10 protein-coding genes are annotated in these 13,232 nt (G+C 43.7%); 3 read left to right on the forward strand and 7 right to left on the reverse strand.

Going from position 1 to position 13,232, the window contains the following annotated elements; all coding sequences use genetic code 11:
• The first annotated feature begins 35 nt into the window (after positions 1 to 35).
• Positions 36 to 1,376: an adenylosuccinate lyase gene (purB, locus tag GK108_RS00725; RefSeq protein WP_163941312.1), complete on the forward strand. Its 1,341-nt coding sequence runs from the start codon at positions 36 to 38 to the stop codon at positions 1,374 to 1,376.
• A gap of 79 nt (positions 1,377 to 1,455) precedes the next feature.
• Here the strand turns inward: purB and proC are convergent, their stop codons facing one another.
• The 7 genes from proC to GK108_RS00760 form a co-directional block, all read right to left on the reverse strand.
• Positions 1,456 to 2,259 (reverse strand): pyrroline-5-carboxylate reductase, encoded by an 804-nt coding sequence (gene proC / locus GK108_RS00730; RefSeq protein ID WP_163941315.1) that lies wholly within the window; start codon positions 2,257 to 2,259, stop codon positions 1,456 to 1,458.
• A 128-nt stretch (positions 2,260 to 2,387) separates the two neighbouring features.
• The gene (locus GK108_RS00735) at positions 2,388 to 3,524 is read right to left on the reverse strand and encodes a TlpA disulfide reductase family protein (protein WP_163941318.1); all 1,137 of its coding nucleotides are present in this window, start codon (positions 3,522 to 3,524) and stop codon (positions 2,388 to 2,390) included.
• Complete coding sequence (gene gatB, locus GK108_RS00740) at positions 3,521 to 5,026, reverse strand: Asp-tRNA(Asn)/Glu-tRNA(Gln) amidotransferase subunit GatB (protein ID WP_163941320.1); 1,506 nt, start codon at positions 5,024 to 5,026, stop codon at positions 3,521 to 3,523. The genes GK108_RS00735 and gatB overlap by 4 nt, the downstream gene beginning before the upstream one ends.
• Positions 5,027 to 5,123: 97 nt before the next feature.
• Positions 5,124 to 5,960: a phytoene/squalene synthase family protein gene (locus GK108_RS00745; RefSeq protein WP_163941323.1), complete on the reverse strand. Its 837-nt coding sequence runs from the start codon at positions 5,958 to 5,960 to the stop codon at positions 5,124 to 5,126.
• A gap of 27 nt (positions 5,961 to 5,987) precedes the next feature.
• Positions 5,988 to 7,460, reverse strand: coding sequence for a phytoene desaturase family protein (locus GK108_RS00750; RefSeq protein ID WP_163941326.1), 1,473 nt, complete (start codon positions 7,458 to 7,460; stop codon positions 5,988 to 5,990).
• A 271-nt stretch (positions 7,461 to 7,731) separates the two neighbouring features.
• Positions 7,732 to 8,247, reverse strand: coding sequence for an RNA polymerase sigma factor (locus GK108_RS00755; protein ID WP_163941328.1), 516 nt, complete (start codon positions 8,245 to 8,247; stop codon positions 7,732 to 7,734).
• Positions 8,248 to 8,557: 310 nt separating this feature from the next.
• Positions 8,558 to 9,526 carry a KpsF/GutQ family sugar-phosphate isomerase gene (locus tag GK108_RS00760; RefSeq protein WP_163941331.1) on the reverse strand — a complete coding sequence of 323 codons (969 nt, stop codon included), beginning with the start codon at positions 9,524 to 9,526 and terminating at the stop codon, positions 8,558 to 8,560.
• A 108-nt stretch (positions 9,527 to 9,634) separates the two neighbouring features.
• Here GK108_RS00760 and recQ point away from each other — a divergent pair, with 108 nt between their 5' ends.
• Both recQ and purD read left to right on the forward strand, forming a co-directional pair.
• A complete protein-coding gene (gene recQ, locus GK108_RS00765) occupies positions 9,635 to 11,845 on the forward strand; it encodes a DNA helicase RecQ (RefSeq protein WP_163941336.1) in 2,211 nt (736 codons plus the stop codon).
• A 66-nt stretch (positions 11,846 to 11,911) separates the two neighbouring features.
• Positions 11,912 to 13,198, forward strand: a complete 1,287-nt coding sequence (gene purD, locus GK108_RS00770) for a phosphoribosylamine--glycine ligase (RefSeq protein ID WP_163941338.1) — start codon at positions 11,912 to 11,914, stop codon at positions 13,196 to 13,198.
• Positions 13,199 to 13,232: the final 34 nt, after the last annotated feature.

The raw sequence follows: 13,232 nt of genomic DNA on the forward strand, positions 1-13,232 counted from the left end.
ACTGTTTACTTTACCTTTGTTTTTTAACTTACCCTATGGATTTATCAGCATTAACGGCAATATCGCCCGTTGACGGCCGTTATCGACGTCAGGTTGACAGTTTAGCTCCTTATTTTTCAGAATTCGGTTTGATTCATTACCGGGTTCGTATCGAAATAGAATACTTTATCGCCTTATGCGAGTGGCCTATTCCACAGCTTTCAGGCGTTGAGCCATCACAATTCCCTTCTCTACGAGGACTCTACGAAAACTTCAGTGAAGCAGACGCGCTACGTATCAAGGAAATAGAGAAAACAACCAATCATGATGTGAAGGCTGTTGAATATTTCATTAAGGAGAAACTAAAAGGATCGCCCGTTGAACCTTATCTGGAGTTTGTTCATTTCGGCTTGACATCACAGGATATTAATAATACGGCAATTCCCTTATTGCTGGATGAAGCGCTTACTACAGAAATTACCCCGTTATACCAGCAGGTATACGTTCGATTGCAGCAGTTAGCAGAACAATGGAAAGATATTCCGATGCTAGCCAAAACGCACGGGCAGCCTGCTTCGCCGACTCGCCTGGGAAAAGAGTTGATGGTTTTTGTTGAACGTATTGAAAAACAGCTTTTTCTCTTGTCGGAGTTACCAAGCGCTGCCAAATTTGGTGGGGCAACTGGTAACTTCAACGCTCATTTTGTGGCATACCCCACCGAAGACTGGAAAACGTTTGGGAATAAGTTCGTTGAAAGCTTAGGGTTGGTACGTAGTCAGTTTACGACCCAGATTGAGCATTACGATATGTTGGCCGCTACGTTCGACGCGTTTAAGCGACTCAACACCATTTTGATCGATCTCGATCGTGATATCTGGACCTACGTATCCATGAACTACTTCAAACAACGATTAAAAGAAGGCGAAGTAGGATCATCGGCCATGCCCCATAAAGTTAATCCAATCGACTTTGAGAATTCGGAAGGTAATCTGGGTATTGCGAATGCAATATTCGAGCACCTGTCTAGTAAATTACCCATTTCTCGCCTTCAGCGTGACTTGACTGACTCGACGGTGTTAAGAAGCCTTGGGGTGCCTTTCGGCCATTCGGTTATTGCGCTTAAATCGCTCCTTAAAGGGTTAGATAAGCTGGAATTGAATCGGGCAGCCATTGACGCCGATTTAGAAGATAACTGGGCAGTTGTGGCCGAAGGTATTCAGACTATTCTTCGGCGCGAAGGCTATCCTCAGCCTTACGAGGCATTGAAAGCACTGACACGTACGAATCAGAAAATTACGTCTGATACGATTCAGACGTTTATTGACGAGCTGAACGTATCAGATTCAGTTAAAAAAGAGTTGAAAGCAATTACTCCGTTCAGTTATACGGGAATATAACTTTCGGGGAATTTGTCCTCATAGAAAAGCCCTATACATAGAGTTTGTATAGGGCTTTATTGTGGGGGCTAGGATTTGATTAACCTTTCGATAACTCGGTAGCGCGTGTTTGAGCAGCCTTGATTCCCGCAATCAACGTATCGCTTAGAGAACCAGATTCAAATTCCCGCAAAGCAGCTTCAGTTGTTCCGCCCTTAGAAGCCACTGCTTTGATAAGATCATCCAGCGATTTATCGGCGTTATTGATGAGGTGATAAGCGCCAAGCATTGTTTGTTTAACTAAGAGTGCAGAAACGGCATCATCAAACCCCATCTGGCGGCCTGCTTCGACCATGGCTTTTACTACGTAGTAAAAATAAGCTGGCCCGCTACCGCTCAGGGCGGTTACAGCGTCAAGCATCGATTCATCATCCAGAAAAATAGACCTTCCTGTAGCATTAATTAGGTTTTCAACTCGACGCAGATTGGCTAAATCCACTTCTTTAGCCGCTGTAAAACCCGTAATCCCCATACCTAGCATAGCAGGCGTATTAGGCATTGCCCGTACAACAAGTGGGTGATTTAGTTTTTCCTGAATTTGGCTAATAGGAATTCCAGCCATAATGGATAGTATAATCTGGTTGGGCTGGATAACATCACGTAACGATTCGAATACGCTGTTGAAATCCTGCGGTTTGACCGACAAAATAATCAGATCTGACTCACCAACTCTCGGCCCAATCGTATCGACAACAACGCCTGTTTTTTCAGTTTTTAGTGTTTCTGACCGATCGATACTTTTTTCGATCAATAACAGATCGTCTTTTTTTACCAGATCGTATTGTAGAAACGATTTGGCAAATGCCATACCCATGTTGCCACAACCAACAATAGCAATTTTCATCTTTTCAGGAAATGAATGTGCACGTTAAGAAATAGGATGAAGCGTGGTTTTTCTTTACTCTATCAGTAAAGAAAAGAGCCAGGCTTTTAGGCCCGGCTCTGCAAAACTAATAGATCTTGTCACTAACTCTATTGGCCGCCTTTCAGGATTTCCTCAAGTTTCTGCTCCAGTGCTTCTCCACGCAGGTTCTTGGCAATAATTTTTCCTTCCTTATCCAATAGGAACGTAGCGGGAATTGCCTGAACACCGTATTGCTGAGCGGCTGCCGATTGCCAGAATTTTAAATCAGAAACGTGGGTCCAGGTTAGGTTATCATTACGAATAGCTTTTGTCCAGTTTCCTTTGGTCTGATCAAGGGAAACGCTGTAAATAGCAAAACCCTTGTCTTTGTACTTATTATACATACGTACTACGTTGGGGTTCTCCATTCGGCAGGGGCCGCACCAGGAAGCCCAAAAATCGAGCAGGACGTATTTACCACGTAGCGACGACAGAGGAACGGGCGTACCCGTTGTGTCGTTAAGAGCAATTTCGGGAGCCTGCGCACCAACCATTACGCCTTTTATTCGGGCAACACGACCGATCAATGCTTTAGCGTGGGGGCTGTTTGGGTTTTCTTTCTCAAAACGTTGTGCCAAAGCATCATACGTAGCGAAATCGCTATCTATGTTAATAAAATTCAGCGCGAACAACGATACCAACGAAGTTCCCATATCTGGAAGCATCGCCTTCACCTTATTGACAACTTCCTGCTCGGCATTCTGATAATCCTGTTCAATTTGAGCGATCCGCTTGTTATCTTTCTTTTCAGTGGCGGCCGCAACTTGTTTGTTCCAGTTAGAAACACGAGTTTCCATATCAGTACGTAGCGCCATCAGCTTGTCGTAGTATTCCATGTTTTTGGAACCCGTTACGGTCGACTTACCTTGCTGACCAGTTTTGGCATCCATGCGATAGCCATCGGCAGTTACGTTAAGCGTCTCACCGCCTTCAACAAGCAGGGCCAGTTTTTGTCCACCGCCAACATTCAAAACCATAACTTCGCCACCGTCGGCAACTTTTCCGTTTAGCGTGAATGTACGGTCGGCACCTACCTTAACGGAATCCAGCTTGCGTGTCGGTTGTGCATTGGCTTCCAGATAAACATAGCTACCGGGTGCTGCATTGTTGACTTTGCCCTTTACGGTAAAAGGCTTTGCGGTTTGGGCATTGGCCGCAAAACCCAGAACCAGAAAACCAGCTACGCTAAAAAACAGGTTTTTCATATTTTTTGTAAAGTCTTCGTTACTAATTCATTGACCAATTTAGGATCGGCTGAGCCTTTCGATTTCTTCATGACTTCACCGACAAACATACCCAGCAGATTCTTTTTGCCTTTTTGGTATTGCGCTACTTTATCGGGCCAGGCTGCCAGCACTTCTTCTACCAACGATTGTAAGGCGTCGGTATTGCGATTCTGTATTAAGCCGTTATCTTTTGCTAAATCAGCAGGCGTTACGTTGGGTTGAGAAACCATTAATGTAAAGACTTGCTGGGCTGCGGTCTGGCTTACCGTGCCATCGTCGATAAGAGCGATGAGAGCTGCTAACCGTTCCGCCGAAACCGGAAACTGCCGTTCACGTAGCGTTTTTTCGTTAAGGTGTCCCTTCACAGGGCCCATAATCCAGTTAGAGGCAGCTTTATAGTTGCTTGTATGGGTGCAAACCGATTCATAATAATCTGCCAGTTCCCGCGCATCAGTTAAAAAAGCCGCATCGTAATCCGGCAAATTGTAATACGTAGTAAACTTCAGGTAACGTTCGGCCGGAAGCATAGGCATCTGAGCCTGAATGTCAGCCAGCCATTCGTCGGAAATAACAACGGGTGTCAGGTCAGGATCGGGAAAGTAACGGTAGTCGTTCATGGTTTCTTTTTCCCGCATGCCATAGCTCAGGCCCGTTGCTGCGTCGAACGTCCGAGTTTCCTGAATGATACTGCCACCAGATTGTATTACGTCTACCTGTCTTTTAAATTCACTATCAACAGCCCGCATTACGTTCCGAATGGAGTTCAGGTTTTTTACCTCAACTTTCGTACCTAAATTAGTCGCACCGATAGGGCGAATGGAAACATTGACATCGCAACGTAGTGAGCCCTCTTCCATGTTGCCGTCGCAGATATCCAGATAACGTACCAATCGACGAACTTCAGTTAAATATTGCCCTGCTTCTTCAGCTGTACGAATACAAGGCTCCGTAACCATTTCGATTAAGGGCGTACCAGCACGGTTGTAGTCTAGTTGCGTGGCCCATTCGTCGCCATCATGGATTGATTTCCCCGCATCTTCTTCCAGGTGAATATGGTGAAGCTGGATCGTAGTTTGATATGTTTCGCCTGTTTCCGGATGTTTGACCTTCACCTGAATGCCACCGCCTACGCAGATTGGTCCTTTGTCCTGTGAGAGTTGATACCCTTTAGGCAGATCAGGATAAAAATAGTTTTTGCGGGCAAATACATTATGGCGAGTTATCTCGCTTCCACACGCCAATCCCATGCGAACAGCATAGTCGACGGCTTTGCGGTTTAATTTGGGCAGTGTTCCTGGATGACCAAGCGTGATGACGCTAATGTTGGTATTGGGATCGGCTCCAAATGCGTTTGCATCGGCCGCAAAAATTTTGCTTTGAGTTAGCAACTGGCAGTGAACCTCAAGCCCGATTACGGCTTCGTAACGGATCTCATGGGTTGGCGCCAGCACCTCTGGCGAAGAATTCGCTTCGGCTACCATTGACAGAAACTTTATGATTCATAGCAAAGATAGCGAAAAGGTAGGCAGGGCTGAATAATAGCTGGTTTATAACTTAGTAGACGCGCTGCGAATTGACTTAAATGGCATTAAGTCGAAACTTCAGATAAGTCTGAGCTAAGAGCGCAAACTTCTGCGGGTTTGGTACTCGAATTCGTTCGTTTTGAATCTGCGAAGCAGGCAGCTGTTTAATTTTGTTGAATAAAGTCTGGTAGTAAGCATAGGCCAAATAGACGCCCAGTTTGGCTCCTTGAGGTAATGCCATGATACCCTTGTAAGCGTCATCGAAATCGCGCTGGATATCGTCTTCAATCAATTGCTTAACATCGCAGCCAAATTCTTTAAAATCAACGCCGGGAAAATAAGTTCGGCCCCGGTCAACAAAATCACTTTTTAGATCCCGCAGGAAATTTACTTTCTGAAACGCTGAACCGAGCTTTCGCGCGGGTTCACAAAGTCTGTCAAATTCAGAACGATTGCCTTCGCAAAATACACGCAGACACATTAAGCCTACTACTTCTGCAGAGCCATAAATGTATTCATTATAACCATCGTCGTCATAATCCTGGAAGTAAAGATCCATCTCCATACTTTTCAGAAAAGATTCGATAAGATCCTGTTCAATTTTGTATTCCCTGACAACCAACTGAAAGGATTGCAGAACGGGGTTGAGGCTTATCCCTTCTTCTATGGCTTGGTACGTATCGTGCTTGAAACGAGCTAACAAGGTTTTTTTGTCGTAATCATGGAAGGTGTCCACGATCTCATCAGCGTAGCGAACAAACCCATAGATGGCATAAATTGGCATATGAAATCGACGGTCTAACGTCTTAATGCCTAAAGTAAACGACGTACTGTAATGCTCAGTAATTAGTTTACTGCATTTCAGTGCGGTTTTATTAAATAGGGCCATCATAAGATAAAAGGAGGAGGATTTAGTGTATTATAAAAATTCTTTGGCAACCTCATCGGCTACAACGAGTCCGGAAATAAGCGACGGTGGGACGCCTGGCCCTGGCACTGTCAGCTGACCCGTGTAGAACAGATTGTTCACTTTTTTGTTTTTTAAAGATGGCTTCAAAAGAGCAGTTTGTTTAAGTGTATTGGCTAAACCATAGGCATTTCCCCGGAAAGCGTTGTAATCGTTCTTAAAATCGCTGTGGGCGTAGCTTCGTTTGTAAACTAAATGATTTCTAATGTCTTCACCAACGTAAGCTTCCAGTCGATCCATAATTAATGAAAAATAATACTCACGTGTTGGTTCGTTGTCTGTTAAATCAGGCGCTACTGGAATTAATAAAAATAAGTTTTCGCAGCCATCCGGCGCAACAGTAGGATCAGTTTTCGACGGAGCAGAAGCGTAAAATAAAGGTTTGGTAGGCCAGCGAGGAGTCTCATATATTTCCTGGGCATGTAGCGAGAAGTCCTCATCGAAGAATAGATTATGGTGCTGTAAGCGAGGAATTCGTTTATTAACGCCTAAATAAAAAAGTAAAGACGAAGGGGCCATAACGCGAGTTTTCCAATACGTATCATCGTAATTACGGTTAACTGCGTCGACCAGATTTGTTTCTACATGGTTATAGTCTGCTCCGGCTATAACGATATCGGTCTCAAAAATTCCTTTATCGGTAATGACACGGTTGGCATGGCCGTTTGTAACATCAATCTTCTCTACAGTCTGATTTAGCAAAAGTTTAACGCCTTTTTCTTCTGCCAGGCTAACCATTGCTTTGACAATTTCATGCATTCCCCCCATAGGGTACCACGTTCCCATGACCATTTCTGCATAGTTCATTAAGCTATACATAGCAGGTGTGTTACTAGGCGTGGCGCCAAGGAATAAAATCGGAAATTCTACAATTTCGAGCAGGCGGGGGTTTTTAAAGAATTTACGGGCATGGCTGGCAAATGATTGAAATACGTCTAAACGTGTTACGTCGTAGAGGAGCTTTAAGCTGAAAAATTCTCGAATGGAGCGACTCGGCTTCCAGACGAATTTATTGATGCCTACCTCGTATTTATAAGAGGCCTGTTTTAAAAACTCTCTTAAACGGGGAGTGATACCTGGCTCAATTTGCTCAAAAAGCTGTTCCAGGTTTTCCATACCTGCCGGGAGATCGATAGACTCATTGGGTCCAAAAACGACCGTATAAGATGGATCAAGGCGGATTAGCTTATAGTAATCGGAGGGTTTTTTGCCAAAGCGGGCAAAATAGGTTTCAAAAACATCGGGCATCCAATACCAGCTTGGCCCCATATCAAATGTATAACCCGCGGCTTTGAATACTCTGGCCCGGCCGCCCGGCATATCATTTTTTTCGAGGATAGTGACATCGTAGCCTTTATCGGCTAAACTAGTGGCTGCGGCTAATCCGGCAAAACCGGCACCTATAACAAGAATGCGCTGGGGCATTAGCAAATAATTGATTGAGTGATATGGTAACTAAGTAAATGGTTGATTGCCCTTTTTGTTTCAGGTACGTAGCAACCAATTTAATTACGTAGTACTAATTATCCCATCTGTAATCTGTAAATTTCTGATTATCAATTGGCAGAAAACAAAAAAGTTGGGCGGAAATCCACCCAACTTTTCGAACCTTCCTCTTTTTTAACCAAAAACTACTCAATCAATGTCGTTAAGACGAGGCTAGGTCACAAAAGTCTCGCCTTATTCGAAAAAAAATTTAGCTGTTGAAATGAGCGTACACTTTTAGCTGATCTTTTAGCTCTTTTCTAGCAATGTGAATGCGGTTTTTCACTGTTCCGATTGGGATATCCAGTTTGGCTGCAATCTCATGGTATTTAAAGCCACGGAAGTGCATCATGAAAGGAGTCCGATATGTATCGTCAAGGCCATTAACGGCCCGGTTAATATCTTCTTGGGCAAAGGATGAGTACGCCAGATTATCAGTGCTGCTCTCCATAGAGTTAATGTAGTGCAGATTGTCTGTTGTATCAATAAACGTATTTTTCCGAACCATTCGCTGATAGTTAGTAATGAATGTGTTCTTCATAATTGTATATAACCATGCCTTCAGGTTCGTACCATCTGCGTATTTGTCGCGGTTAGTAAAAGCTTTCAAAAGCGTATCTTGCAATAAGTCGTTAGCATCTTCAACATCTTTCGTGAGCCGTAGTGCGAAGGGGCGCAACGATTTGGACACTTTTCCGATATGATGAGTGAATTCGAGCGCAGTCATGTTAGCTGATGTTTTTTGTTGAACCTGTTTTGACTAGCAATTAGACAAAAAGAAAACCAGCCTTCAAGAAAAAGAAGAAATTTTGTGATTTTGTAAATTAAATATCTGATAGTCAGTAGTTTTTATTTTGAAAAATAATTTTAGACGAAATAAGCGAACCTAGCAAAGTCTTATCAATTGTGGAATAATTCCCACATAGTGTGGAATGTGGGGTGTAGAATTTGTTTAAGAGTTGGGTATAGATATTTAAACAAAAATGCCTTTTCAAGCTATTATTGCTTAAAAAGGCATTGAAAGTATTGGGTTATTCCTATACGAGCCCTTCTTTCAACAGATCGTGGAGGTGGACAAAGCCCTTTACGTAGCCATTTTCTGTTACAATCAATTGGGATATGTCTCGATCTCTCATCAATTGCAGGGCTCCCATTGCATATTCATCGGCGTCAATACATACAGGAGAGGCCGTCATTATATCACACGCCTGGAGTTGCCAAAAGTCATTTTGCTGATAGGCTACACGCCGAATATCGCCATCCGTTACAATTCCTGCTAACAATCCTTTCTGATTGACAACGGCAGTTGCGCCCAGCCTTTTAGACGAAATTTCAAAAATTACATCTTTTAAAGAGGCTTCTAACTGAACTTGAGGGCACTGGTTGTGGGGAAAAATATCACCAACTTTCAGGTAAAGCTTTTTGCCTAGAGAGCCACCGGGATGATAGCGTGCAAAATCATGACGAGTAAATCCACGGGCTTCTAATAAACTTACGGCCAAGGCATCACCCAGTGCCAGCGCCACAGTTGTACTGGTCGTGGGGGCCAGATTCATCGGGTCGGCCTCTTGTTCAGCCAATGCATGAATGATGAAATCAGCATTTTGGGCTAAATAAGACTCTTTATTACTAACGAGCGCAATAAGTTTAATGTTGGTTCGCCTTAGTAGTGGCAACAACACTTTTATTTCAGCAGTATTACCGCTTTTAGAAATAATGAGAATAACATCGTCGGCCTGAATCATACCCAGGTCGCCATGTATGGCATCCGCAGCGTGCATAAACAACGACGGCGTGCCAGTCGAGTTCATTGTTGCTACGATCTTCTGCCCAATAAGAGCGCTTTTGCCAACGCCCGTTACAACTAACCTTCCAGTTGACTTCAGAATTGTCTCAACAATAGCGTCAAACTGCTCGTCAAGTAGCTCAACTACATTACGAATAGCTTCTGCTTCGGCAAGTAATACCTCCTGAGCAATTGTTTTGGAATTTTTTAATACTTTCAATGTCAGTTTTCGCGATGAAGAATAGTTTGCTGTGTATATTCGCTAACTTTATAAAGCAAAGATACGTCAAGCAAATAGAGTTAAAGTAACTTTTGTACGATTTGTAGAATGATGCAGGTTGATCAGAGGGTCCATGAGACCATCAAAGAGCGGCTAAAAGAGATTTTTGGGTATAGTCAGTTCAGGGGAGATCAGGAAGCCATTATTCATAGCATTCTGGCTGGACGTAACACGTTCGTTATCATGCCTACTGGGGCGGGTAAGTCTTTATGCTATCAGTTACCGGCAATTGTCAGCGACGGAACGGCAATTGTTATCTCACCATTGATTGCTCTGATGAAGAATCAGGTTGATCAACTAAATGCGTTTGGAATAAACGCTCAGTTTCTGAATTCGACGCTGTCGAAGACGGAAATGAACAAGGTAAAGAAGGATACACTGAGTAGCTCTCTTAAGCTATTATATATTGCGCCAGAGTCTCTTACTAAAGAAGAGAATTTGGACTTTTTGAAGAAGGCCAATATTTCATTTGTTGCTATTGATGAGGCTCACTGTATATCCGAGTGGGGTCATGACTTCCGGCCTGAGTATCGGAAAATCCGTGGCATTGTCGACAATATTGGCAATTTGCCCGTAATCGCTCTAACCGCAACGGCTACTCCTAAAGTGCAGCAGGATATTCAGAAAAACCTGCAAATGGAGGATGCTAATCTCTACAAAACGTCTTTCAACCGCAAAAACCTTTATTACGAAATAAAGCCAAAGGTTGATGCCAAAAAGCAGCTTATTAAGTACGTTAAGCAAAATAAAGGTAAATCTGGTATCATCTATTGCCTAAGTCGGAAAACGGTTGAGGAAATAGCTGAGTTGCTAAATGTTAATGACGTAAAAGCATTACCCTATCACGCTGGTTTAGATCCGCAAACACGGATGGCTAATCAGGATGCCTTTCTCAATGAGGATGTAGACGTAGTATGTGCTACGATTGCATTTGGCATGGGCATCGATAAGCCAGATGTTCGGTTTGTAATCCACTACGATGCTCCTAAATCACTAGAAGGTTATTATCAGGAAACGGGCCGGGCCGGCCGCGATGGACTGGAAGGCAATTGCGTCATGTTTTACAGTTATGACGACATTGTTAAACTAGAGAAGTTCAATAAAGATAAACCAGTAACGGAACGCGATAATGCCAAGCATTTGCTGCACGAAATGGTTTCTTATTCGACTTTGGGCGTTTGTCGTCGTCGTCAGTTACTAGGCTATTTTGGCGAGTATCTGGATAAAGATTGCGGTTACTGTGATAACTGCATGAAACCAACGGCGAAATTCAAGGTTCAGAATGAAATCGTTCTTGCTTTGCAGGCGGTTCTGCAAACCGATCAACGTTTCGACGTAGCGCACTTAAGCGACGTATTGACCGCCAATGATAATCAGTACGTAACAAGCTACGAACACAATCGGCTGGAAGTGTACGGCAAGGGTCGTGAGTTCAATGAAAGCCCGGAGTTTTGGTGTTCGCTGTTAAAGCAGATTACTATTTATGGTTATATCGAAAAAGATGTCGATAATTATGGCATCTTAAAGCTTACGCAACGTGGATTAAACTACATTGAGGATCCTTATCCAGTTAGTCTGTCGAAAGACCATGACTATGAGCAGATGGTTATCGACCAGAAAGAGGATGAGGATAAAGATGCTGCACCTGCGTCAGGTGGGGGAGCTCATGACGAAGAGCTGTTAGGCTTATTGAAGGCGTTACGGAAGAAAATTGCCAAAGAGAAGAATCTGCCGCCGTATGTCATTTTCCAGGACCCTTCAATGGAAGAAATGGCTACGACCTACCCAACCACCCGTGAAGAGATGGCCCAAATCAATGGCGTCGGGATGGGGAAAGTGCAGAAATTTGGCAAACCGTTTATTGATCTGATTACCAAATACGTTGAAGATAACGAGATAGAAACAGCGAAAGATGTTGTTATCAAATCGACGGTCAATAAATCGAAGGTAAAGATTTACATTATTCAACAGATTGATCGCAAGGTTGATCTGGATGAAATTGCCGAATCCAAGTCGCTTTCGATGGAGGAGCTAATGGAAGAAATTGAGCATATATGTTATTCGGGCACTCGACTTAACCTCGATTATTATATTAATCAGGTCATGGATGAGGATCGGCAGGATGAGATATATGATTACTTCATGAATGCCGAAAGCGATAATATCGCTATTGCCATGCGTGAGTTTGGAGGTGACGATTTTACTGAACAGGATCTGCGGCTAATGCGTATCAAATTCCTGTCAGAAGTAGCTAATTAAAAAGTTTTCAGGTTGCAGTGGCTAGTGAGCCTTCCTTATGTTGAAACCTGACAGCGTAAAACTTGAATGAACATACTAATATTAGGATCGGGTGGGCGTGAGCATGCTTTTGCGTGGAAAATAGCTCAGAGCCCACTGTGTGATACGTTGTTTGTTGCACCAGGAAATGCAGGGACTGCGCAGGTTGCAACTAATTTGCCGATTGGCTACAATGATTTCCCCGCTATTGCAGAAGCTGTTCGTACAAAGAAAATAGATCTTTTGATCGTTGGGCCGGAGGAACCTTTAGTGAATGGTGTAGTTAATTTTTTTCAGAGCCAGCCTGATTTGGCCGATCTGAAAATCGTTGGTCCCGATGCAACAGGCGCTCAGCTAGAAGGCAGTAAAGACTTCTCAAAGCAGTTTATGATGCGGTACGGAATTCCAACGGCAGCATCACAAACCTTCACGGCAGATAGCCTGAGTGAGGGATTAGCTTATCTTGATAATCATTCATTGCCGGTTGTCTTGAAAGCAGATGGTCTGGCGGCTGGCAAAGGAGTGATCATAGCGGAAACAATTGCCGATGCGCGGCAGACCATGCACGATATGCTGGATGGTCAGAAATTTGGGGCTGCTGGTAGCAAAGTTGTTGTTGAACAATTTCTGCGCGGAATTGAGTTATCTGTTTTTGTTCTGAGTGATGGGGTGAACTACAAAATTCTTCCCGAAGCCAAAGATTATAAGCGGATCAACGAAGGCGATAAAGGGTTAAATACGGGGGGAATGGGAGCCGTTTCTCCGGTTGTTTTTGCGAATGAATCCTTCCTGCGTAAGGTTGAAGATAAAGTAGTCAAGCCAACACTGGAGGGACTTCAGAAAGAGGGTATCCAATATAAAGGGTTTATTTTTATCGGATTGATGAAAGTAAACGGAGAGCCCTACGTTATAGAATACAATGCCCGGATGGGTGATCCAGAAACGGAAGTTGTGTTACCTCGTATCCAAACCGATTTTGCGGAATTGATGCTGGCAACAGCTACCGGTGAATTGGATAAAATTTCGGTGCAGGTATCTCCTCAAACAGCTGTTACAACTGTGATTGTGGCAGGAGGTTATCCTGAAGCATACGAAAAAGGTAAAATCATTTCTGATCTGGAGCGTTTAGAAGACGTAACAGTATTTCATGCTGGAACGTTGGCCAAGGATGGTCAGGTCGTAACCAATGGTGGGCGAGTGCTGGCCCTGACGGCTCAGGCAAATTCGCTGGAAAATGCCGTGCGAAAGTCGCAGGAAGCAGCCCGGATGGTTCAGTTCGATGGTAAACACTATCGGAAAGATATCGGACTGGATTTGATCCGATATTCGGACTAGGTTTTCAGTTTACAAACGGCGTATTGTCTTTTCA

It is taken from the genome of Spirosoma terrae (genome assembly GCF_010435915.1).
Classification (GTDB): Bacteria; Bacteroidota; Bacteroidia; order Cytophagales; family Spirosomataceae; genus Spirosoma; species Spirosoma terrae.

Excerpts from the sequence above, each read along its gene's own strand:
- purB (WP_163941312.1), top strand. The coding sequence starts at position 36 with ATGGATTTATCAGCATTAACGGCAATATCGCCCGTTGACGGCCGTTAT.
- proC (WP_163941315.1), bottom strand. The coding sequence starts at position 2,259 with ATGAAAATTGCTATTGTTGGTTGTGGCAACATGGGTATGGCATTTGCC.
- GK108_RS00735 (WP_163941318.1), bottom strand. The coding sequence starts at position 3,524 with ATGAAAAACCTGTTTTTTAGCGTAGCTGGTTTTCTGGTTCTGGGTTTT.
- gatB (WP_163941320.1), bottom strand. The coding sequence starts at position 5,026 with ATGGTAGCCGAAGCGAATTCTTCGCCAGAGGTGCTGGCGCCAACCCAT.
- GK108_RS00745 (WP_163941323.1), bottom strand. The coding sequence starts at position 5,960 with ATGATGGCCCTATTTAATAAAACCGCACTGAAATGCAGTAAACTAATT.
- GK108_RS00750 (WP_163941326.1), bottom strand. The coding sequence starts at position 7,460 with ATGCCCCAGCGCATTCTTGTTATAGGTGCCGGTTTTGCCGGATTAGCC.
- GK108_RS00755 (WP_163941328.1), bottom strand. The coding sequence starts at position 8,247 with ATGACTGCGCTCGAATTCACTCATCATATCGGAAAAGTGTCCAAATCG.
- recQ (WP_163941336.1), top strand. The coding sequence starts at position 9,635 with ATGATGCAGGTTGATCAGAGGGTCCATGAGACCATCAAAGAGCGGCTA.
- purD (WP_163941338.1), top strand. The coding sequence starts at position 11,912 with ATGAACATACTAATATTAGGATCGGGTGGGCGTGAGCATGCTTTTGCG.